Here is a 20,738-nt window from a genome sequence, read left to right on the forward strand (position 1 = left end):
GACATCATGATCGTGGATCCGAGCTCGGATTTCTTCAAATACATGAAGAAACCCACCCGATAAGCAGCCTTGGCCGACTTTGGCTATGTGGCATGACTTGTGGATCGCGCTGGCATTGTTGCTGATACTGGAGGGCGTATTCCCCTTTCTCAGCCCGGACGGGCTACGCAAGGCTCTGGCGGCCATTCATCATTTGAGTGACTCGCAATTGCGCTTCGTGGGCCTGACCTGCATGTTAATCGGCGTGGTTTTGCTGTACGTCGTTAACCATTAACATAAAGCATTTCCTGTTCCGACATCATTCACATGTCAACGAAAGACCGCTGGCTGCTGCCCGAAGGCGTGGAAGAGATCCTGCCCGCCGAAGCCCGGCGCGCGGAGACTTTGCGCCGGGGCCTGCTCGACCTGTTCGAGGGCTGGGGCTACGAGTTGGTGATGCCGCCACTCATCGAGTATCTGGAATCGCTGCTGGTCGGCGCCGGCAGTGAGTTCGATCTCCAGACGTTCAAGGTCACGGATCAGCTGACCGGGCGTCTCATGGGCATGCGCCCGGACATGACGCCGCAGGCGGCGCGCATTGACGCGCACTATCTCAAACGCAGTGCCCCCGTCCGCCTGTGCTATGCCGGCTCGGTGCTGCGCACCCGTCCGGACGAGTTCGGCGGATCGCGCGAACCCTTGCAGTTCGGTGCGGAGCTGTTCGGCTACGCCGGCTCGCAGGCCGACGCCGAAGTCCTGAGCCTGATGATCGCGGCGTTGCGGCTCGCGGACATTCGTGAGGCGCACATCGATCTAGGCCACGTCGGAGTGTTTCGCGGCCTGGCGGCGCAGGCGAACCTGGGCGCGGAGCGGGAAAAGGATTTGTTCGATGCGCTGCAGCGCAAGGCGCGCAACGAAGTCGAAGCGTTGCTCGCCGGTAGCGACGCCGCCGCCGCGCCGAAGCGCATGATCGCCGGTTTGCTGGATCTTAGCGGCGGACGGGAGGTGCTGGTGCGCGCCCGCGAACAGCTGCGCGGTGCCCCGGAACAGGTCACCCGTGCGCTGGATGAGCTGGAGGCGGCAGTCAATCTGGCGATGCAGCGGCCGGGCCAACAGGCGTTATATTTCGATCTCGCGGAACTCTCCGGCTATCACTATTACACCGGCGTGGTGTTTTCGGCCTTTGTGCCGGGCCATGGACGCGCGATTGCCCGCGGCGGACGTTATGACGGCATCGGGCGCACGTTCGGGCGCGAACGCGCCGCCACCGGGTTTGGTGCGGACTTGCGGCAATGGCTGCGGCTCACGGCGACGCCGACCGCCGTGCTGGCCGGGATTCTCGCGCCGGATGGCGGCGGCGCGACGTTGCAGGCGGAAGTGACGCGATTGCGCGCCGAAGGCCGGCGCGTGGTGATGCGTCTGGCGGGCGATACGTCTCCCGCGTCTGACTTTGGCTGCGATCAGGAACTCGTCAACAAAAACGGCCGCTGGGTCGCTCAACCTGTCAAATAAAGAAACCGGAAATCATGGCTAAGAACGTTGTGGTGGTCGGCACCCAGTGGGGTGACGAAGGCAAAGGGAAAATCGTCGATCTGCTCACCGACCGTGCGCACGCGGTAGTGCGCTTCCAGGGCGGGCACAACGCCGGGCACACGCTCGTCATCAACGGCAAGAAGACGGTGCTGCACCTCATCCCTTCAGGCGTGCTGCGCGCCGGTGTCATGTGTCTCATCGGCAACGGCGTGGTGCTTTCCGTCGCCGCGCTGTTCGAGGAAATCGAGGAACTGCGGCGCGGCGGCGTGGACGCCATGCAACGGCTGCGCGTCAGCGAATCCTGCCCGCTGATCCTGCCGCATCACGTGGCGCTGGATCATGCGCGCGAGAAGGCACGCGGCAAGGCCGCGATCGGCACCACCGGGCGCGGCATCGGTCCGGCCTACGAGGACAAGGTCGCGCGCCGCGGCCTGCGCGTGGGCGACATGATGAACACCAAGACCTTCGGCGAAAAACTCAGGAGCGTGATGGAGTATCACAACCACGCGCTCAAGAATTATTTCCAGTACGATACCGTCGATTTCCAGAAGACGCTGGACGAGTGCCTCGGGTTTGTCGAACGGCTGCGTCCCATGGTGGCGGATATCCCCGAGCTGCTGCATCAGTACGGGCGCGAAGGCAAACGCGTGATGTTCGAAGGCGCGCAGGGTGCGTTGCTGGATATCGATCATGGGACTTATCCTTATGTCACGTCCTCCAATACCTGCGCCGGGGCTGCCGCCACCGGCAGCGGCGTCGGGCCGGGACGGCTCGATTATGTGCTGGGCATCACCAAGGCCTATACCACGCGCGTCGGCGCGGGCCCGTTTCCGACCGAGCTCAACGATGGCATCGGTGACCGTCTGGGCGAACGCGGCAAGGAATTCGGCTCGACCACCGGCCGCAAGCGCCGCTGCGGCTGGTACGACGCCGTGATCATGCGCCGCTCGAATCAATTAAACGGCGTGACGGGCCTGTGCGTAACCAAGCTCGACGTGCTCGACGGACTCGATGCCATCCGTGTGTGCATTGCTTATCGCTATGAAGGCAAATTGCGCACGACGCCGCCGAGCGGCGCGGATGCGCTTTCGAAATGCGAGCCGGTCTACGAGGAGCTGCCGGGCTGGAAGGAATCCACGCTGGGTGTACGGAGCCTCGACAAGCTGCCGCTCAACGCGCAGAAGTATCTGAAGAAGATCGAGGAACTCACCGAGGCGCGCATTGACCTTATCTCCACCGGTGCTGAGCGCGACGACACGATCATCCTGCGGCACCCGTTTGAATGAGGGATGTCACTTCAGGAAGGTTTCCTTTAACCGACCTGTTGGCCAGTCGTTAAGGCAGATTTTCCGGTGTGGGTGACCACGAACAATCGTGATTTTTTCTTGTCCAACGACAGAGGACAAGAACAGCACTGTTCTCGTTGATCATTCATACGATATGCGCATGCGCATCATGGGAATGTCCGCCGTCCGTATCGCAGGATTATTGTCGCTGATCCTGCTGTCTTCGTGCGCCTCCACCGCGCACTTCGAGCAGATGATGAATCAATACATCGGTGTTCCCATTGCCGATCTCCAGCGTGTGTTTGGCTATAACTACATCGAGCGAAAACTCACCGATGGCCAGCGCGTGTATACGTGGGCCTGGAAGGAGAAGGGGGTGTTCCCCGGCTACGAAACACCTACCACCATCCAAACCTTCACCTCCGACAAAGGTCAGCACGTCATCGTCATTCCCGGGACCTATTTTCCGCAGACGCCGTACGAGACAAATTGTGAATTCAGTTTTATCGTCGATGCCTCGGACAAGGTAGTTTCATGGCGCGCCCATGGTAACGGCTGCGCCGGCTTTTACGGACCGGGGAAAGTCCTGGGGCCGGGCGGCAAACCAAAGCTCTGATCCCGATCAAAATTGAGAAGCCAGAGGCGGGGCGTGATAAACTGCGTGCCGCATGCGTGGTGCAGCGTTCGGAAGGGGAAAACCTGACTGCTGAATTTTCCGGAACTGACGCCGGTTCGTGAAAACTTATCGGCGTCATGAATAAATCTGGTACCGAGGATACGACGTATAGGTTATTAAATGGCCTTGTGGTGCCAATCCAGGTGGTGGCCTGATATTTCGTGATCTCTTCGAAAATATTGAGCCGCTTCTTTAAGATAGGGGGTGACATGAAAACAAGAATTATAGTAGTTGCGGTTGTAAGCTTGATCTTGGTCGGTTGTGCTACTCCAGACGTTTCGAAAGATTTTTCGTTATCACCGGATTCGAAAACCGGCCTGTTGATCGGATCTGTAAAATTTCATGGCCGTTATTCCGCCTATAGAGTTTATTTCAAAGGATTGGACAATAAGGATAAAGGCTATTTCGAAGCTGGCGGGAATGATGCCTTTGCTTCCTATTTTTTTACTAGAGGCAGTGACTTTCATGATCCAGAGGGAAAATTACAGGTTACTGAGTTAACTCCGGGCGAGTACGAAATAAATAGTTGGGGTGTTCAAAGCGGAGTGGCGCATCTCAGCCAAACTCAGCCGTTTAGTATAAAATTTAAAATTAAACCCGGAAAAGCAACATACATAGGTTCGTTCATTTTTACCGTAACCAATTCCACGATGGCTGTCGTCACGGGAACCAAAGTCGACTTTGTTGACGCATTTGATGAAGATGTCAAAGTCTTACCTCGTTTGTTTCCTAATCTTTCAATGACTGATATTTATCGGGGTGTGGAGCCAGGTTTCAAGAAGGAAAACATCGGGGGAGCCAGCAGCTTGTATGTAGATCTAGCGGCTCTTTTGCTGCCTGCACGCGCAGCACCGGTCAGCCGCTGAATGGAACTTTAACGGCGCTAATGAAAAAATGGTACCGAGGAGAGGACTTGAACCTCCACGAGCTTGCGCCCGCTAGCACCTGAAGCTAGTGCGTCTACCAATTCCGCCACCTCGGCATGGACTCCGTAAATCATACGGGAGCCGGCAGGACGGCGCACTCTACCGAGAGATAAATTTTATGTCAACGCGAAAGCCTAAAAAACCGTTCCAGGACCCCATGGTGGAACGGGAAAAACAAAAATACGAGTTTCCCGTGCCCAGCCGCGAGGCCATCCTGGCGCTGCTGGCCGAGCACAACGAACCCCTGCCGTTGCAAACGCTGGCGGCCGAGCTGGGCGTCAAGGACGAGCGCGATGAAGATGCGTTCTTGCGCCGTTTGCGCGCCATGGAACGCGACGGCCAGATTCTGAAGAACCGCCGCGACCTCTACGGCATCGCCAGCAAGATGGACATGGTCTGCGGACGCGTCACCGGTCACCCCGACGGTTTCGGCTTCCTGATCCCCGAGGAGGAAGGCGAGGACCTGTTTCTCCCGCCGCGTGAAATGCGCCAGGTGCTGCACGGCGACCGCGTGATGGCGCGCGTCACCGGCGTGGACCCGCGCGGACGGCGCGAGGGCGTGGTGGTCGAGGTGCTCGAACGGGCGCACACGACCATCGTCGGCCGCTACGATGCACGTGACGGCATGGGTTTCGTGGTACCGGGCGACAAGCGCATCGCGCACGATATTGTCATTCAGCGTGGCGATGAAGGCCAGGCGCGGGAAGGACAGATCGTGGTCGCGGAAATCACGTCACTCCCCACGCGGCACCGCGCGCCCGGCGGGCGCATCATCGAGGTGCTGGGCGATAATATGGCGCCGGGCATGGAAATCGAGGTGGCGGTCCGGTCGCATGACATTCCCCACGTCTGGCCGGAGGTTGTGACGCGCGAGGCAGAACAGTTCGCGCCCGAGGTGCCGGCGCAGGCCGCCCAGGGGCGCTTCGATCTGCGCGACATACCGCTTGTGACCATCGACGGTGAGGACGCGCGCGATTTTGACGACGCCGTTTTTGCCGAGCATACGGGAAACACTTGGCGTCTGATCGTGGCGATCGCCGACGTGTCCTATTATGTCAAGCCCGGCGCGGCGCTGGACCGCGAGGCCTACGCGCGCGGCAACTCGGTTTATTTCCCGCAGCACGTCATTCCGATGCTGCCGGAGGCGCTGTCCAACGGTCTGTGTTCCATCAATCCGCACGTGGATCGTCTGTGCATGGCCTGCGAGATGGAGATCGACGGCAGCGGTAAGATACTCAAATACCGGTTTCTGGAAGCGGTCATGCGCTCGCGCGCGCGCCTCACCTACACCAAGGTGGCGGCCATGCTGGCGGACAAGGATGCCGCGCTGCGGCGCGAGTACGCCGACGTCGTGCCGCACCTGGAAACGTTACACGGGCTTTACCATATCCTGCACGCCGCGCGCATGAAGCGCGGCGCGGTGGATTTCGAGCTGCCGGAGACGCGCATCCTGTTCGACGCGAACCGCAAGATCGAGCGCATTATTCCCTTGCAGCGCAACGACGCGCATCGCCTGATCGAGGAGTGCATGCTCGCGGCCAATGTCTGCGCCGCGGAAATCCTGCGGAAAAACAAGGTCCCGGCGCCGTATCGCATTCACGAAGGGCCGACGGCGGAAAAACTGAGCAACCTGCGCGAATTCCTGACCGAGATGGGGCTCTCCCTCGGCGGCGGCGACAAGCCGCAGGCGCAGCATTACTCCAAGCTCATCAAGGCGGTGGAAGAGCGATCCGACTCGCGCCTGATTCAGACCGTGTTGCTGCGGTCTCTGAGCCAGGCGGTGTACAGCCCGGACAACATCGGCCATTTCGCGCTCGGGTATCCGAACTACACGCACTTCACCTCGCCGATCCGCCGTTACCCGGACCTGCTGGTGCACCGCGCGATCAAGGACATCATCGCGCGCCGCCCCACGGGCATGACGCCGGAGCTGGCCAAGCAGCAGGGCGAGCACTGTTCGCTCACCGAGCGCCGCGCCGACGAGGCCACGCGCGAAGTCGTCCGCTGGCTCAAGGCGGTGTACATGATGGACAAGATCGGCGAGGAATTCGACGGCATCATCAGCGGCGTCACGAACTTCGGGATTTTTGTCGAACTCGTGGAAGTCTACGTGGACGGCCTGGTGCACATCACGGCGCTCGGCAACGATTATTATCATTTCGACGCGGCGCATCACCGTCTGATAGGCGAGCGTACGAAACAAACCTATCGTCTTGGCGACAAGCTGCGCGTGCGCGTGATGCGCGTCGATCTGGACGAGGCCAAGCTCGATTTCGAGATCGCTGGCGCTGCCCCCGCCGGCAAGCGTGCCGCGGGCCCCAAGCGCCGTCCCGCTGAAGGCAAGCAGGAAACCAAGCGCGCAGGCAAGCCATCGCGAAAACCCCGGGGCAAGCGCCGCCGCTGACATGGAAGAGAATTGCATCTGCGGCCTGCACGCGGTGCTTGCCGCGTTGAAGAACAATCCGCAGACAGTCGAGGAGATCTGGGTCAGCGACGCGCGCGAGGATAAACGCGTGTCCTCGGTGATTCAGGCGGCACACGATGCGCGCGTGAAAGTTCACAAATCGCCGCGCGCCGCGCTCGACCGCCTGGTGGACGGCATGCGGCACCAGGGTGTGGTGGCGCGGTTGCGCGAGACGCCGGTGCGCAAGGAGCAGGACCTCGAAACTTTTTTGGCGCAGCTGCCGCCGATGCCATTGCTGCTGGTGCTGGACGGCGTGCAGGACCCGCACAATCTCGGCGCCTGCCTGCGTTCCGCAGATGCTGCCGGTGCGCACGCGGTGATCGTGCCGCGTGAGCACAGCGCACCGCTGAGCGCCGTCGCCCGTCGTGCCGCGAGCGGGGCGGTGGAATCTATCCCTGTGTATCAAGTGGTGAATCTGGCGCGCACCCTGCGCGCGCTAAAAGAGGCCGGCATCTGGCTCGCTGGTGCCAGTCAGGATGCCGACACCGATATCTTCCACTCCGACCTGCGCCGTCCGCTGGCGCTGGTATTGGGCGGTGAGGGCAAAGGGCTGCGGCGATTGACGCAGGAAGAATGCGACATGCTGGTGCGCATCCCCATGGCCGGGAGCGTGGAAAGTCTGAATGTTTCCGTATCGGCAGGAGTATGTCTTTTCGAGGCTGTGCGTCAGCGGCAGAGCGAGAAATAGAGTAGTAGAGTTGCCGTGAAGATGGCGGTGTCAGATGTTCATTGTTATGCCATCAAGAATGACGGCATAAACTCCATTTGGGTAACTTAACGAACCAAGCTAACCGGCGCCGAGCGGACGGCGCGTAAGCGCCGCCGGCAAGGCGTCCGGGTTGAGCGAGAGGTTAGCCGTCGGAGCCGCTACTCCAATTGACTCAAATGACATAGGTCTTCCCCACCGCAGAAGGTGTCACGACGTCTTCACCGAACGCTCTAACCAAGGCGTTCGTCGCCCGCCAGCCGGTGCAGTGACCCGGTGCGATCACCGTTAATCCAAACGAACCGAGGTCCGCAACTGTCTCTGGAATGATTCGCTCGTTTGCAGCAGAAAGATGAAAGCCCCCGGCTACGGCGTAAAGCGGCACTGGTGAAAACGTATCGCGAGCATGTCGCAACACGTTTACAACGCCGGCATGCGAGCAAGCAGTGAAGACAACAACGCCCTTGCCTCGGACGTCAACGGCAAGAAATCGTTCATCGATAATGAGAGGATCAGCCTCCCAGGATGCTCCGTCCTCCGATCGGCGCAAGTGGCCCGGAAAACCCTGCTCATAAGAGGTGACTCGCGGAATCTCTCCGCTAATCCAGAAGTAATCCTCAAGGATGATTTGTGGTTGCGCGGAACTTATGACTCGTGCGCCTAGGTCCATCAACTCGCTGGGATTGGGGATCGCCTTGATCGGAAGGATGGTTCCTGAGGGTAGCGTTAGTGCACGCTGACGAAACATTCCCGGATGGACGAACACTGGAATCGGGCGACCATCGCCAGCAGAAACAGTGGAACGAATGGCCGCAGGGAGTCCACCCGCGTGGTCCCAGTGACCATGAGAAAGAACGATTCCTTCAATCGTCGAAAAATCGACGCCGAGCCGTGGCGCATTGCGTTCCAGAACGTAATTCTCCGGCCCTGCATCGAACATCACCGCGTGCGAGACGCCCCCTCTTCGGGCCGTGACCACAAGCGATAGTCCGTGGTTTGCACAGCATTGCCCTTCGCCGGAAAGCTCCTTCATTCCATGACGCATCAGGCGAGGCCATTCGAGCGACACGTGCTTGGGAACGCTGGAGAGGCTGTCGAGACTGTTATCCACGAGGACTAGGAACTCGACGCAGTCGACCGGAGTGAGCATTCGTTGCACGGAGTCTCCTCGATCGTGACGACGGCTAACTAAAAGTAGACACCCGAAAATTCGGCTGGAAAAACACCATTGAGGTGCACAATTCTGTCCAAAGTAAAAATGATCTTTGTTCTTATAAACTTATTAAAATAATAACACCCGAAAATGGTAGAGAAACACCCCTCCGTCGTTCGCCCTGAGTTTGTCGAAGGGTGAACGGGAATGCCGTGAATTGTAGGACTATTCGTCCGGAGACATCAGGGACTGGCCATGTTTTCTGGCTGAAATCCTGGATATCTCAGAGGAGGGGCAGGACTGATGATTCGAGGTCGTCCGGCAGCTCCGGCCGAGCTTGGCATAACCCCTTGTTTGTAATAGAATGCCGCGCTCTTTCACCTTGCCTTACCGGCCGATAACAACAATAAAACGGCAGCGGAAGGCTGATGTTTATCCATAAGGAGTGTTGCATGCGTCATTATGAAGTCGTGTTTCTGGTTCATCCGGACCAGAGCGAGCAAGTGCCTGCGATGATCGAGCGTTACCGCACGATGATCGAATCCGCGAAGGGCTCGATTCACCGCCTCGAAGACTGGGGCCGCCGCCAGCTCGCCTATCCCCTGAATAAAGTGCACAAGGCGCACTACGTGCTCATGAACATCGAGTGCGAACTCGCGACCCTGCGTGAACTGGAATCCGCATTCCGCTTCAACGACGCGGTGCTGCGCTCGCTCGTCATCAAGCGCAAGCAGGCCGTTACCACCCCTTCGCCGCTGGTGAAGGAGAACGAGGAAAAATCGGCCGCTCCCGCGCCGTCCGCCCCGGAAATCGAAGGCGTTGATATCGATGCGGCGGAACCCGCCGCGCCTGACCAGATTTAAGGAGCACGACCATGTCACGTTTTTTCCGACGCAAAAAATTCTGCCGCTTCACCGTCGAGAAGGTGGAAGAGATCGACTACAAGGATCTGGCGGTGCTCAGCGGGTACATCACGGAAACGGGCCGCATCATCCCGTGCCGCAACACCGGCACCAAGACCCATTACCAGCGGCAACTGACGCGCGCCATCAAATTTGCGCGCTATCTGGCGCTGATGCCGTATTGCGACAGTCATTAAACGCACATCTCGAGGTTTGAACGATGGAAGTCATTCTGCTTGAAAAAGTGCGCAACCTGGGAAACCTTGGCGAACAGGTCAAGGTGAAATCCGGTTTTGCGCGCAACTATCTCATTCCCTACGGCAAGGCGGTCACCGCCAACGACGCGAACCGCGCCAAGTTCGAGGCGCAACGCGCCAAGCTTGAAATGGCCCAGGCCGATGCGCTCGGAAAAGCGCAGGCGCGCGCCGCGAGGATGACCGGGATGACCCTGCAGATCCTGCGCAAGGTCAGCGAGGAAGGAAAACTCTTCGGTTCCGTCGGCATTCGCGACATCTGCGAGGCCATGGAGCAGGCCGGCTTCGAGCTGGAGCGGTCGGAAGTTCATCTCGACCGCGGTCCGCTCAAGGAAATCGGCGATCACGAAATTTCCGTGTCGCTGCATCCCGAGGTCAACTTCAAGGTCATCGTTTCGGTTGTCGGCGAAAAATAACACCGAATCATCGGGTGAACCCCGCATTTGTTAAAATGGGCGGGTTGCGATATATAATGACTGACTGTTGACCCGGCACGGATGTTCTTGAACGAAGGCCGGACACACTCGCAATAATCGCTGCCGACGGGAAGAAACGGCAGTCCAGCATCAGGGGGGATCGGTGGAGGAACGAGCCATTTCCAGGCGAGGGATGGAGTCGGCGACCGAATCGCTCAAGGTCCCGCCGCAATCCGTTGAGGCCGAGCAGTCCGTGCTCGGCGGCCTGCTGCTCGACAATCAGGGCTGGGACCGCATCGCCGACATCATTACCGCCGACGATTTCTACCGTCGCGAACACCGCCTCATCTATCAAGCAGTCTCCGCGCTGTGCGAGGAAAGCAGCCCGGCGGACGTGGTCACCGTCTCGGAGTGGCTTGAACGCAGCGGCGAGCTCGCCGCTGCGGGCGGTCTTGCTTATCTGGGTTCGCTCGCCAACAACACTCCCGGCGCCGCCAACATCGTCGCTTATGCCGCCATCGTGCGAGAATGTTCGGTCATGCGCGAACTGGCGCGCGCTGCCTCGGACATCAGCTCCGCGATCTACACGCCCGAAGGCCGCTCGGCCAACGAATTGCTCGATCTGGCTGAAAAACGCATCTTCGATATCAGCGAAAAGGGCCACCGGCGCGGCGATTTCCACCCCCTGAATATTTTGCTCAGCAAGGCCGTTGACCGTATCGACGAGCTATTCCGCTCGAAATCCTCGATTACCGGTGTGGCCACGGGCTTTTCTGACCTCGACGAAATGACCTCCGGGCTGCAGGGCTCCGATCTCGTCATTATCGCCGGGCGGCCGTCGATGGGGAAAACCAGCCTGGCGATGAACATTGCTGAGAACGCCGCCGTAGGCAATAAAATACCCGTGGCGGTCTTCAGCATGGAAATGCCAGGGACGCAACTGGCGCTGCGCATGATGGCCTCGTTGGGACGCATCAACGCGCACCGCGTGCGTACCGGCAAGCTGGATGACGACGATTGGCCGCGTTTGACCTCGGCGGTCAGTCTGCTGAACGAAGCGCCGATCTTCATTGACGACAGCCCGGCGCTCACGCCGATGGAGCTGCGCGCCCGCGCCCGGCGCCTGAAACGCGAGCACGGTCTGGGTCTCATCATCATCGACTACCTCCAGCTCATGCAGTCCACCGAGCGGACGGAGGAGAACCGGGCCACGGAAATCTCCAATATCACGCGCGCGCTGAAGGGCCTGGCGAAGGAACTGGACGTCCCCGTGATCGCCATGTCGCAGCTGAATCGCAGCGTGGAAAGCCGCACCGACAAACGACCGGTCATGTCCGACCTGCGCGAATCCGGCGCCATCGAGCAGGACGCCGACGTCATTCTTTTCATCTACCGCGACGAGGTCTACAACAAGGACAGTCCGGTCAAGGGCACCGCCGATATCATCATCGGCAAGCAGCGTAACGGCCCGATCGGCGAAGTCCGCCTGACCTTCCTCGGGGAATACACCCGCTTTGAAAATTACACCACGGCCGGCTACGACGGGAATTCCTGAATGAGCAGACCGGCGCGCGCGCAGGTGGACGCCGGGGCGCTACGGCATAACCTGCAACAGGTCCGTTTGCGCGCGCCGCGCGCCCGTATCATGGCCGTGGTCAAGGCCGACGGTTACGGGCACGGCCTGGCGTGGGTGGCGCGCACCTTGAGTGACAATGTAGACGCCTTCGGTGTTGCCAGCGTGGAAGAGGGCATCCAGCTGCGCGCGGCGGGCATCACTCATCCCGTCTGTCTGCTCGAAGGTTTTTTCTCCGCCGATGAGCTGCCGTTACTGGCGAAGCATAAGCTCGCGCCGGCGATACACGAAGAGGGTCAGCTGAAGGCGCTGGCACACGCGTCGCCGTCGTTGAAACTTTCCGTCTGGCTCAAGATCGACACCGGCATGCACCGCCTCGGTTTTGCACCCGCGTCCGTGCCGGATGCCCTGAAACGGCTGCGCGGTTTCAGCGCGGTGGCGGAAATCCGCCTCATGTCGCATTTCGCGCGCGGGGATATCCCATCCGATCCCGAATCCAAATCCCAGATCGATTGTTTTCTGGCCTGCACGGCTGGCCTCGATCTTGAATCGAGCCTCGCCAACTCATCCGGCATCCTCGTCTGGCCCCAGAGCCATCTCGACTGGGTGCGCCCGGGCATCATGCTTTACGGCGCCTCACCGCTAACGCAGCTAAGCGCCGCAGAACTGGATCTCAAGCCCGTCATGACACTGCAGACGACGCTGATTGCCGTGCACCCGCGGCGCAAAGGTGACGCGATCGGGTATGGCGGCGACTGGCGCTGCCCGGAAGACATGCCGGTGGGCGTGGCCGCGATCGGGTATGGCGACGGTTATCCACGCCACGCCACCTCCGGCACCCAGGTACTGGTGAATGGCCACCGCGTGCCGCTGATAGGCCGGGTTTCCATGGACATGATCACGCTCGACCTGCGCATGCAGCCGCAGGCGAAAGTCGGCGACCCGGTGGTGCTGTGGGGCCAGGGACTGCCGATCGAGGACGTGGCGAAGAATGCCGGTACCATCGCCTACGAACTCATGTGCCACGTGACCGAACGCGTCCCGCGGGTTGCGGTCAATCAACAAAAAAATTCACAGGACTAACAAGATTAAACTGGATTCACAGGACTACAGTGTGAAAGATTTTTTCAAAAATTCTGTTCATCTTGCGAAGCCCCGTTAATCCTGTCTATTCGATTTATGCCCAAGGTCAAAACAAAATCGGTTTTCACCTGCAATGAGTGCGGCGCGAGCACGCCCAAATGGGTCGGCCAGTGTCCGTCCTGCGGCGCCTGGAATTCGCTCTACGAAACCGCGGTGACCTCCGCCTCCCACGCGCGCGCCGGGCGCCAGTACGGCGAGCCGGTGCCGGCGCGCTATCTGGCCGAGGTCGCAGCGGAAACAATCGCGCGCATTCCGACCGGCGTCAGCGAACTCGATCGCGTATTGGGCGGCGGGCTCGTCGTCGGATCGGTGGTGCTGATCGGTGGCGATCCGGGCATCGGCAAATCCACTTTGCTGATCCAGGCGCTGGCCACAATCGGCGATGGCGCCCAGGTGCTCTACGTCAGCGGCGAGGAATCGTCGGACCAGATCGCGCTGCGCGCACGGCGTCTCGGGCTCAAGGGCGATCGTCTGCGGCTGCTCACGGAGAATCAGGTTGAAAAGATCATCGCCTGCGCGCAGGACGAGCGCCCGCAGGTCATCGTCGTGGACTCCATCCAGACGATGTACACCGAAATCCTCCAGTCGGCCCCGGGCAGCGTCGCCCAGGTGCGCGAATCCGCCGCCCAGCTCGTGCGCTTCGCCAAGCAGACCGGCACCGCGCTATTTCTCGTCGGGCATGTCACCAAGGAGGGCACGTTGGCCGGACCGCGCGTGCTCGAACACATGGTGGACACGGTGCTGTATTTCGAGGGCGATACCGGCAGCGCGTTTCGCATCATCCGTGCGATCAAGAACCGTTTCGGCGCGATCAACGAAATCGGCGTGTTCGCCATGACCGAGACCGGACTGCGCGAAGTGGGTAATCCGTCCTCGATGTTTCTCAGCCGTCATGGCGATGCGGTGCCGGGCAGCATCGTGCTGGCTACCCAGGAGGGTACGCGTCCGTTGCTGGTGGAAGTACAGGCGCTGGTGGATCAGAGTCATTTGACCAATCCGCGGCGCGTATGCGTGGGGCTCGATACCAACCGGTTGGCGATGCTGCTGGCGGTGCTGCACCGCCACGCGGGCATCGCGACCTACGATCAGGATGTATTCGTGAATGTCGTCGGCGGCGTGCGGGTGATGGAAACCGCGGCGGACCTGGCGATTCTGGCGGCAACGATATCCAGCCTGCGCAACCGGCCGCTGGGGAAAGACCTGGTCGCCTTCGGCGAAGTGGGTTTGGCGGGCGAGGTGAGGCCGGTGCAGCGTGGACAGGAACGCATCCGCGAGGCAGCCAAGCTCGGCTTCAAGCGCGCACTGGTGCCGGCCGCTAATATGCCGAAAAAGGGCGATGCCGGCATCGAGCTGTTGCCGGTACGACGCCTGACGGAGGCGCTCGAGCTGCTGGGCTGAGTTACTTCAGGTAGAACTGCAGGCGCGTCCCGGAAACCTCGATCAGATCGCCGTTCTTGAGCCTCGATCCTTCCTTCGGGATCGGCTTGCCGTTCAGCATCGGATGCTCATCATCGCCTGGGGTGAGCAAATAACTGTCGCCGATCTGGGCGATGGTGCCGGCGGTTTTGCCGGTGCGGCCGAGGTTGGTGATTTTTTTCATCAGTTCAATGCGCTTGCCGCTGTTCACACCGCTCAGCACGAAGAGGGCGCCGTGCCGATCCACCTTGGGCAGCGGCGCGTCCTTTTTTGGCGTCTCCACCGTGATGGCCGGAGATTCACTTGCCACGGGCGGTGCGGGTGTGGGCACCGGTCTGGGTTCCATGGGCTCGCGGGCGGCGGGACTGATGATGACGGTTTTGGCGAAATCGTCCGGCTCCCTGGCGCGCGCCGATTCGGTCAGATAAACCAGCGTATGTTTGCCGATAACGACGGCATCGCCATTTTTCAGGTGATGCTTGGTGATTTTTTTGTTGTTGATGAACGTTCCGTTGGTGCTGCCCATGTCCTGGATGAACGAGTCCTCGCCTACGGTGAAGATGTTGGCGTGCTCGCCGCTGATGGCCAGGTTGTCGATCATGATTTCGCATCCCGGCTTGCGGCCGATTTTCATGTCGCCCTGTTTCAGGTCGATGTGGTCGATGACCTCGTTGCTGAACTTGATGATGATCTTGGCCATTTTATTTCCCCGGTCCCGTTATCGACGGCAAAAAAATAACAGTAATTAATATCTTAAACCTGAGCACGCAGTTTCTGTAGAGTTTCCCGGTCGCGCGCGAAGCCGCAATTGGCGCGCACCAGGATCACCGAGATGTTGTCCGGCCCGCCGCGCTCGTTGGCGATGTCCACCATGCGGCGCGCGGCGGCTTCAAGATTACGCCCATACTCGATGAGCATCATTTCGATGTCGCCGTCGGCCAGGACGTCGTTCAGCCCATCCGAGCAGAGCAGATAGATGTCTTCGTCGTTCAGCGCCTGTTCGCCGATGTCGGGCGTCACGGTGACATCCACGCCCAGGGCGCGTGTCACGAGGTTCTTGTTCACCGACATTCGCGCTTCCTCGGCGGTCACCAGACCGCGGCTGACCAGTTCCTGTACGACTGAATGGTCCAGAGTGACTTGCTCCAGTATCCCGTCGCGAAAGCGGTAGAGACGCGAGTCACCCACGTGGCCGACCCACAGTTTCCCGCCATGAAAAACCGTGACGACCACGGTCGAGCCCATGCCCGCGTATTCCGGCTGCTGACGGGCGAGTTCGTAGATGGCGCGGTTGGCGAGTTGAATAGCATCGCCGATCATTTTGCCCTCGAAGGCGCCATTGCCGGCCGTGCCGGCCTCGGCCAGGGTGCCGACGATATGTCGGGTAATGATGTCCACGGCCAGCTTGCTGGCCACCTCACCCGCCTGATGGCCGCCCATGCCATCGGCAACCACCACCAGGCCCGCCTCGGGAATGTGGGCGATACTGTCCTCGTTCTTGTTGCGCACCCGGCCGGGATCGGTCAGGCCGACCATCTGTAGGTCATTCATGCGGTCGTTCCCTGGCACTCCGGGTGGGAGCACGGGCAATTCGGGGTATCAGACCGATGGCAGCAAGGGCGCCTATGGAAATCGTTACGTCATGCATGGGTGCAACCCAATCCTTGTCTGTGCCGGTCGCCGATTCTTGGCGCTTTAGGTTTTTTCAAAGTATAGCGTCCTTCGCCTGTGTGCCCGGTGCCAGGGGAGCAAGCAAAATTCGCCGGACATAACCTAGAATATAGACCAGAAAAAACATTTATAATTATGATTTTCAAGGTATATATTATTGTTACTCAGACGAGGAGATTTTCCAATATTCGGCGGTAAACACGCGACAGGCGGCCCAGGTCGTCCACCGCGATGCACTCATCGATCTGGTGGATGGTTCGATTGAGCGGTCCGAGCTCGACCACCTCCGTGCCCGTGGGCGCGATAAAACGACCGTCCGAGGTTCCGCCAGTCGTGGACGGGTTGGCCTCCACACCCAGCTCTTCCTTCACGGCCCGGCGCACGGAATCGACCAGCGCGGTGCCGCGGGTCAGGAACGGCTGCCCGGACAGGATCCACTGGGTCTGATGATTTACCACGTGGCGCTGCAGGATTTCCTCGACCCGGTGGCGCAGATCGGTGTCGGTAACCGCGGTCGAGAAGCGGAAATTGAACACCACCTCGAGCCTGCCTGGTATGACGTTCTCGGCTCCGGTCCCGCCGTGGATATTCGAGACCTGGAAGCTGGTCGGGGGGAAATCAGCGTTGCCCTGGTCCCATTCGGTCGCGGTCAGTTCCGCCAGCGCCGGTGCCAGCCTGTGAATGGGATTATTCGCCAGCTGCGGGTAAGCAACGTGCCCTTGCTTGCCATGCACGAACATGCGGCCGGTGAGGGAGCCGCGCCGGCCGATCTTGATGGTGTCACCCAAGGTCTGGACGCAGGACGGTTCGCCTACGATGCAATGGTCGATCTTGATCCCGCGTTTGCCAAGCCACTCCATGACCTTGACCGTGCCATGGAGCGCGGGACCTTCCTCATCGGAGGTGATCAGCAGGCCGATGGAGCCCTTGTGCTGGGGGTGTCTGGTCAGAAAATCTTCGATGGCGGTGATAAACGCCGCCAGCGAGGATTTCATGTCGGCCGCTCCGCGCCCGTAGAGATGGCCGTCACGGACCTCCGGTTTGAATGGGTCGCTCTTCCATGCCTCGCGCGGGCCGGAAGGCACGACGTCGGTATGGCCGGCGAACACCACCAGCGGCTTGGCCGTGCCGCGAGTCGCCCATAAGTTGTCCACGTCGCCGAAGCGCAGCCGTTCGGCCTTGAAGCCGAGCGGTGTGAGGCGCGCGATCATGAGTTCCTGGCAGCCTTCGTCCCGCGGTGTCTGCGACGGCCGTTCGATCAGCTGTTTGGCAAGTTCCAGTGTTTTATCAGTCATTGTTTACAACTGATTGATAGAAAAATAAAAAGTTTTATATAAACTTAAAAAAGATTTAAACCGCCAAGGATGCCAAGAACGCAAAGAATATCGAAATCAAATAGCACAAAAGGCAGAAACCTGAATGTTGTCATTTTTATTTTGCTTTTAACTTGGCGCTCTTGGCGTCCATAGCGGTTCAATATCAAATATCTCTTAGCAGCTCATTGATGCCAACCTTGGAACGCGTCTTTTCATCCACCTGCTTCACGATCACGGCGCAATAGAGGCTGTACTTGCTGTCCGAGGATGGCAGATTTCCGGAAACCACCACCGAGCCCTTGGGGATACGCCCGTAGCTGACCTCGCCGGTCAGGCGGTTGTAGATCTTGGTGCTCTGGCCGATATAGACGCCCATGGAAATTACCGAGCCTTCCTCCACGATCACGCCCTCGACCACCTCCGAACGCGCGCCGATGAAGCAGTTGTCCTCGATAATGGTGGGCGCCGCCTGCACCGGCTCGAGCACGCCGCCGATGCCTACGCCGCCAGAGAGATGCACGTTCTTGCCGATCTGGGCGCAGGAGCCGACCGTGGCCCAGGTGTCCACCATGGTGCCTTCGTCCACGTAGCCGCCGATGTTCACGTACGAGGGCATGAGCACCACGCTCGGCGCGATATAGGCACCCTTGCGCACCGCCGCCAGTGGCACCACGCGGAAGCCGCCTTCGCGGAAGTTTTTGGAGTTGTAGTCCGCGAACTTGGACGGCACTTTGTCGTAGTAGTTGGTATAGCCGCCCTTGATGAAGCTATTGTCCTCGATGCGAAAGTAAAGCAGTACCGCCTTTTTCAACCATTCGTTCACGACCCACTTGTCGTTCTTTTTCTCAGCCACGCGCGCCTTGCCGGTATCCAGCAGGTCGATTGCCTCGTGCACCGCGTCCTTGACGTGGGTATCCACGTTGCGCGGCGTAATCGCGCCGCGCCGTTCAAAGGCCTCGTTGATGGTGGACTGTATGTCGCTCATGGATAGATTTCCTTGATTAGTCGGTATCTTAACTGAAATCCTTCATCTCAATTCGGTAGCTTTATTTCAACGATTCTACATAATTTCGGACGCGCTGTGCGGCCTCGATGCACTCGGCCAACGGCGGCACCAGCGCCATGCGCACGCGGTTTTTACCCGGATTGCCACCCTCGGTCGCGCGCGACAGGTAGCTTCCCGGCAGCACCAGCACGTTTTCGCGCGCGTACAGCTCGCGCGCGAAGGTCTCGTCGTCCTGAGGCAGACGCGGCCAGAGGTAAAAGCCGGCCTCGGGTTTTTTCACGTCCAGCACCGGTTTCAGGATTTTCAGCACGGCGTCGAACTTGCTGCGGTACAGGGCGCGGTTGGTCCGCACATGCGTCTCGTCGTTCCACGCGGCCTGGCTGGCCGCCTGCGTCGGCGGTGGCAGGGCACAGCCATGGTAGGTGCGGTACTGATGATATTGTTCCAGCACCGCGCCGTCGCCGGCGACAAAGCCGGAGCGCAGCCCCGGCAGGCTGGAACGCTTCGACAGGCTGTGGAACACGAGGCAGTGTTGGTAATCCGAGATGCCGAGATCGTTCGCCACCTGCAGCAGCCCGACTGGCGGTTTGGCTTCGTCGAAATAGATTTCGGAATAACATTCGTCCGAGGCGATGATGAAATTGTACTTGTGCGCCAGTTCGATCAGGCCGGCGAGATCGGCGCGGGCCAGGACCGCTCCCGTCGGGTTACCGGGAGAGCAGATGTAAACCAGCGGTACCTTCTGCCAGATTTCCTCCGGCACTTGCGCGAAGTCCGTGCGGTAGCCGTTCTCCTCCACGGCGTTCATAAAATACGGCTTGGCGCCGGCCAGCAGCGCCGCGCCTTCGTAGATTTGATAAAACGGATTCGGCATGACCACGGACGGCCGCTGCGAATTCACGCGCCGGTCGATGACGGCCTGTGCGATCGAAAACAGCGCCTCGCGCGTGCCGGCGACGGGCAATACATGCCGTTCGGGGTCGAGCGCGATCTTGTCGAGCGTGAACCGGCGCGTGGCCCAGGCGCAAATGCTTTGGCGCAGTTCCGCCGAGCCCTTGGTCGTCGGGTAATTCGACAGCCCGGCGAGGTTGACCTTCAGGGCTTCCAAAACGAAGTCGGGTGCGGCATGCTGCGGCTCGCCCATGGACAGCCGGATCGGCGCCTTGCCGGCGGGCGGTGTGAGGCCGTGGATGAGCTGGGCGAGCCGTTGGAAGGGATAGGGCTGTAAGCTCGCGAGCCGGGAATTCATGGCGTCTGGTTTGTTGGGAAAATAGAATTATACGGGAAGCGCCTGATGCCATCCAACGACGAGCCGCGGTTTTACCCCGTTGTCGCCATGCTGATCGGCGCCACCCTGTGGGGCGTGATCTGGTATCCCATGCGCCTGCTCGAGAGCGGCGGTTTGGGCGGCATCTGGCTCACGCTCACGCTGTACGGCGCGGCGCTGGTCGCGAGCCTGCCGCGCACCGCCAAGACCATCCCGGAATTCACCCGCAGCCCGGGGATGCTGGCGTTGCTGATGCTCGCCGCCGGCTGGACCAACATCGCCTTCGTCGAGGCAGTGCTGGAAGGCAACATCCTGCGCGTGTTGCTGTTGTTCTACCTCTCGCCGCTGTGGGCGACGCTCATGGGCAGGTTGTTTCTGCACGAGCGCATCACGCGCGTGGGTTTCGCCAGCTTGGTTATCGCCATGAGCGGCGCGCTGTTGATGCTGTGGAATCCCATTCTCGGTGCTCCGTGGCCGCAGGGCAAGGCCGACTGGATGGCGCTCACCTCCGGCTTCGCCTTCGCATTGTCCAACGTGATTGTGCGCAAGGTGCAGGATGTTTCCATTGCCGCCAAGGCGCTGTCCGTCTGGGCCGGTGTCGTGATCGTCGGCGTCATCATGATCGCGGCCTTTTCCTTGCCCGTTCCGCACCCTTCCGGCTCCATCTTTGCTGGCGCCGTGGCGTTGGGTGTACTCGGCATCCTGCTGATGACAGTGCTGGTGCAGTACGGCGTGACGCACATGCCGGTGCACCGCTCGGCGGTGATTGCACTGATCGAGCTCGTCGCCGGGGCCATATCGCAGCAGTTGCTAACTAATGAAATCGTGACGATGAGGGAATGGGTAGGGGGGGTGTTAATAGTGTTGGGGGCATATTTGGCGGCGAGGGCTTCGTCGCCGAAGGATTTTTAATTTCTTGTCATCCCCTCAAAAGTGAATCCAGCAGGGTGTGCTGAGAGATAGTGAGGCGCACCGCACAGCACAGCCGTCATTACCGCGAAGACGGAGATCCAGGCGTCGTCCCCGCGAAGGCGGGGTGAGGCGGGGTTTT

At 60.1% G+C, this 20,738-nt stretch carries 20 protein-coding genes and 1 tRNA gene; 14 read left to right on the forward strand and 7 right to left on the reverse strand.

Annotated elements, in window-relative coordinates; genetic code table 11:
• Positions 1-85: 85 nt before the first annotated feature.
• The 5 genes from ACC569_RS03865 (at position 86) to ACC569_RS03885 (ending at position 4,340) form a co-directional block, all read left to right on the forward strand.
• Positions 86-274, forward strand: a complete 189-nt coding sequence (locus ACC569_RS03865) for a DUF2065 domain-containing protein (protein ID WP_372522180.1) — start codon at positions 86-88, stop codon at positions 272-274.
• Positions 275-306: 32 nt separating this feature from the next.
• Positions 307-1,491: an ATP phosphoribosyltransferase regulatory subunit gene (locus ACC569_RS03870; RefSeq protein ID WP_372522181.1), complete on the forward strand. Its 1,185-nt coding sequence runs from the start codon at positions 307-309 to the stop codon at positions 1,489-1,491.
• A gap of 14 nt (positions 1,492-1,505) precedes the next feature.
• Positions 1,506-2,798, forward strand: coding sequence for an adenylosuccinate synthase (locus ACC569_RS03875; protein WP_372522182.1), 1,293 nt, complete (start codon positions 1,506-1,508; stop codon positions 2,796-2,798).
• 154 nt (positions 2,799-2,952) lie between these two features.
• Positions 2,953-3,414, forward strand: coding sequence for a hypothetical protein (locus ACC569_RS03880; RefSeq protein ID WP_372522183.1), 462 nt, complete (start codon positions 2,953-2,955; stop codon positions 3,412-3,414).
• Between the two features lie 269 nt (positions 3,415-3,683).
• Positions 3,684-4,340 (forward strand): hypothetical protein, encoded by a 657-nt coding sequence (locus tag ACC569_RS03885; RefSeq protein ID WP_372522184.1) that lies wholly within the window; start codon positions 3,684-3,686, stop codon positions 4,338-4,340.
• 29 nt (positions 4,341-4,369) lie between these two features.
• On the opposite strand, the gene ACC569_RS03890 is transcribed toward ACC569_RS03885, so the two are convergent.
• Positions 4,370-4,456: transfer RNA gene (locus ACC569_RS03890), tRNA-Leu, on the reverse strand.
• A 62-nt stretch (positions 4,457-4,518) separates the two neighbouring features.
• Between ACC569_RS03890 and rnr the strand changes: the two genes are divergently transcribed.
• The gene (gene rnr, locus ACC569_RS03895; RefSeq protein ID WP_372522185.1) at positions 4,519-6,804 is read left to right on the forward strand and encodes a ribonuclease R; all 2,286 of its coding nucleotides are present in this window, start codon (positions 4,519-4,521) and stop codon (positions 6,802-6,804) included.
• A 1-nt stretch (position 6,805) separates the two neighbouring features.
• On the forward strand, positions 6,806-7,552 hold the full coding sequence (gene rlmB, locus ACC569_RS03900) for a 23S rRNA (guanosine(2251)-2'-O)-methyltransferase RlmB (RefSeq protein ID WP_372522186.1): 747 nt from the start codon (positions 6,806-6,808) through the stop codon (positions 7,550-7,552).
• Between the two features lie 193 nt (positions 7,553-7,745).
• Here rlmB and ACC569_RS03905 read toward each other — a convergent pair whose 3' ends face one another.
• On the reverse strand, positions 7,746-8,720 hold the full coding sequence (locus ACC569_RS03905) for an MBL fold metallo-hydrolase (RefSeq protein ID WP_372522224.1): 975 nt from the start codon (positions 8,718-8,720) through the stop codon (positions 7,746-7,748).
• Between the two features lie 455 nt (positions 8,721-9,175).
• Here ACC569_RS03905 and rpsF point away from each other — a divergent pair, with 455 nt between their 5' ends.
• The 6 genes from rpsF to radA all read left to right on the forward strand — a co-directional run bounded on the left by rpsF (position 9,176) and on the right by radA (position 14,409).
• Positions 9,176-9,586 (forward strand): 30S ribosomal protein S6, encoded by a 411-nt coding sequence (rpsF, locus tag ACC569_RS03910; RefSeq protein ID WP_372522187.1) that lies wholly within the window; start codon positions 9,176-9,178, stop codon positions 9,584-9,586.
• A gap of 11 nt (positions 9,587-9,597) precedes the next feature.
• On the forward strand, positions 9,598-9,822 hold the full coding sequence (gene rpsR, locus ACC569_RS03915) for a 30S ribosomal protein S18 (RefSeq protein ID WP_372522188.1): 225 nt from the start codon (positions 9,598-9,600) through the stop codon (positions 9,820-9,822).
• 23 nt (positions 9,823-9,845) lie between these two features.
• Positions 9,846-10,295: a 50S ribosomal protein L9 gene (gene rplI / locus ACC569_RS03920; RefSeq protein ID WP_372522189.1), complete on the forward strand. Its 450-nt coding sequence runs from the start codon at positions 9,846-9,848 to the stop codon at positions 10,293-10,295.
• Positions 10,296-10,488: 193 nt separating this feature from the next.
• Entirely contained in the window at positions 10,489-11,850 is a 1,362-nt protein-coding gene (gene dnaB, locus ACC569_RS03925) for a replicative DNA helicase (RefSeq protein ID WP_372522190.1), read from the forward strand.
• Positions 11,851-12,951 (forward strand): alanine racemase, encoded by a 1,101-nt coding sequence (gene alr, locus ACC569_RS03930; protein ID WP_372522191.1) that lies wholly within the window; start codon positions 11,851-11,853, stop codon positions 12,949-12,951.
• 96 nt (positions 12,952-13,047) lie between these two features.
• Positions 13,048-14,409 (forward strand): DNA repair protein RadA, encoded by a 1,362-nt coding sequence (radA, locus tag ACC569_RS03935; RefSeq protein ID WP_372522192.1) that lies wholly within the window; start codon positions 13,048-13,050, stop codon positions 14,407-14,409.
• Between the two features lies 1 nt (position 14,410).
• On the opposite strand, the gene ACC569_RS03940 is transcribed toward radA, so the two are convergent.
• The 5 genes from ACC569_RS03940 to dapC form a co-directional block, all read right to left on the reverse strand.
• On the reverse strand, positions 14,411-15,127 hold the full coding sequence (locus tag ACC569_RS03940) for an FHA domain-containing protein (RefSeq protein WP_372522193.1): 717 nt from the start codon (positions 15,125-15,127) through the stop codon (positions 14,411-14,413).
• Between the two features lie 53 nt (positions 15,128-15,180).
• Positions 15,181-15,978 (reverse strand): Stp1/IreP family PP2C-type Ser/Thr phosphatase, encoded by a 798-nt coding sequence (locus ACC569_RS03945; RefSeq protein WP_372522194.1) that lies wholly within the window; start codon positions 15,976-15,978, stop codon positions 15,181-15,183.
• A gap of 284 nt (positions 15,979-16,262) precedes the next feature.
• Positions 16,263-17,393, reverse strand: coding sequence for a succinyl-diaminopimelate desuccinylase (gene dapE / locus ACC569_RS03950; protein ID WP_372522195.1), 1,131 nt, complete (start codon positions 17,391-17,393; stop codon positions 16,263-16,265).
• Between the two features lie 184 nt (positions 17,394-17,577).
• The gene (dapD, locus tag ACC569_RS03955) at positions 17,578-18,399 is read right to left on the reverse strand and encodes a 2,3,4,5-tetrahydropyridine-2,6-dicarboxylate N-succinyltransferase (protein ID WP_372522196.1); all 822 of its coding nucleotides are present in this window, start codon (positions 18,397-18,399) and stop codon (positions 17,578-17,580) included.
• Positions 18,400-18,460: 61 nt separating this feature from the next.
• Complete coding sequence (dapC, locus tag ACC569_RS03960; RefSeq protein ID WP_372522197.1) at positions 18,461-19,669, reverse strand: succinyldiaminopimelate transaminase; 1,209 nt, start codon at positions 19,667-19,669, stop codon at positions 18,461-18,463.
• A 45-nt stretch (positions 19,670-19,714) separates the two neighbouring features.
• Between dapC and ACC569_RS03965 the strand changes: the two genes are divergently transcribed.
• Positions 19,715-20,599 carry a DMT family transporter gene (locus tag ACC569_RS03965; RefSeq protein ID WP_372522198.1) on the forward strand — a complete coding sequence of 295 codons (885 nt, stop codon included), beginning with the start codon at positions 19,715-19,717 and terminating at the stop codon, positions 20,597-20,599.
• Positions 20,600-20,738: the final 139 nt, after the last annotated feature.

The sequence above is a fragment of the Sulfuricaulis sp. genome (assembly GCF_041499725.1).
Taxonomy (GTDB): Bacteria; Pseudomonadota; Gammaproteobacteria; order Acidiferrobacterales; family Sulfurifustaceae; genus Sulfuricaulis.

What these genes read in the sequence shown, in the direction of transcription:
- ACC569_RS03865 (WP_372522180.1), top strand. Translation starts at nt 86, where the DNA reads ATGTGGCATGACTTGTGGATCGCGCTGGCATTGTTGCTGATACTGGAG.
- ACC569_RS03870 (WP_372522181.1), top strand. Translation starts at nt 307, where the DNA reads ATGTCAACGAAAGACCGCTGGCTGCTGCCCGAAGGCGTGGAAGAGATC.
- ACC569_RS03875 (WP_372522182.1), top strand. Translation starts at nt 1,506, where the DNA reads ATGGCTAAGAACGTTGTGGTGGTCGGCACCCAGTGGGGTGACGAAGGC.
- ACC569_RS03880 (WP_372522183.1), top strand. Translation starts at nt 2,953, where the DNA reads ATGCGCATGCGCATCATGGGAATGTCCGCCGTCCGTATCGCAGGATTA.
- ACC569_RS03885 (WP_372522184.1), top strand. Translation starts at nt 3,684, where the DNA reads ATGAAAACAAGAATTATAGTAGTTGCGGTTGTAAGCTTGATCTTGGTC.
- rnr (WP_372522185.1), top strand. Translation starts at nt 4,519, where the DNA reads ATGTCAACGCGAAAGCCTAAAAAACCGTTCCAGGACCCCATGGTGGAA.
- rlmB (WP_372522186.1), top strand. Translation starts at nt 6,806, where the DNA reads ATGGAAGAGAATTGCATCTGCGGCCTGCACGCGGTGCTTGCCGCGTTG.
- ACC569_RS03905 (WP_372522224.1), bottom strand. Translation starts at nt 8,720, where the DNA reads ATGCTCACTCCGGTCGACTGCGTCGAGTTCCTAGTCCTCGTGGATAAC.
- rpsF (WP_372522187.1), top strand. Translation starts at nt 9,176, where the DNA reads ATGCGTCATTATGAAGTCGTGTTTCTGGTTCATCCGGACCAGAGCGAG.
- rpsR (WP_372522188.1), top strand. Translation starts at nt 9,598, where the DNA reads ATGTCACGTTTTTTCCGACGCAAAAAATTCTGCCGCTTCACCGTCGAG.
- rplI (WP_372522189.1), top strand. Translation starts at nt 9,846, where the DNA reads ATGGAAGTCATTCTGCTTGAAAAAGTGCGCAACCTGGGAAACCTTGGC.
- dnaB (WP_372522190.1), top strand. Translation starts at nt 10,489, where the DNA reads ATGGAGTCGGCGACCGAATCGCTCAAGGTCCCGCCGCAATCCGTTGAG.
- alr (WP_372522191.1), top strand. Translation starts at nt 11,851, where the DNA reads ATGAGCAGACCGGCGCGCGCGCAGGTGGACGCCGGGGCGCTACGGCAT.
- radA (WP_372522192.1), top strand. Translation starts at nt 13,048, where the DNA reads ATGCCCAAGGTCAAAACAAAATCGGTTTTCACCTGCAATGAGTGCGGC.
- ACC569_RS03940 (WP_372522193.1), bottom strand. Translation starts at nt 15,127, where the DNA reads ATGGCCAAGATCATCATCAAGTTCAGCAACGAGGTCATCGACCACATC.
- ACC569_RS03945 (WP_372522194.1), bottom strand. Translation starts at nt 15,978, where the DNA reads ATGAATGACCTACAGATGGTCGGCCTGACCGATCCCGGCCGGGTGCGC.
- dapE (WP_372522195.1), bottom strand. Translation starts at nt 17,393, where the DNA reads ATGACTGATAAAACACTGGAACTTGCCAAACAGCTGATCGAACGGCCG.
- dapD (WP_372522196.1), bottom strand. Translation starts at nt 18,399, where the DNA reads ATGAGCGACATACAGTCCACCATCAACGAGGCCTTTGAACGGCGCGGC.
- dapC (WP_372522197.1), bottom strand. Translation starts at nt 19,669, where the DNA reads ATGAATTCCCGGCTCGCGAGCTTACAGCCCTATCCCTTCCAACGGCTC.
- ACC569_RS03965 (WP_372522198.1), top strand. Translation starts at nt 19,715, where the DNA reads ATGCCATCCAACGACGAGCCGCGGTTTTACCCCGTTGTCGCCATGCTG.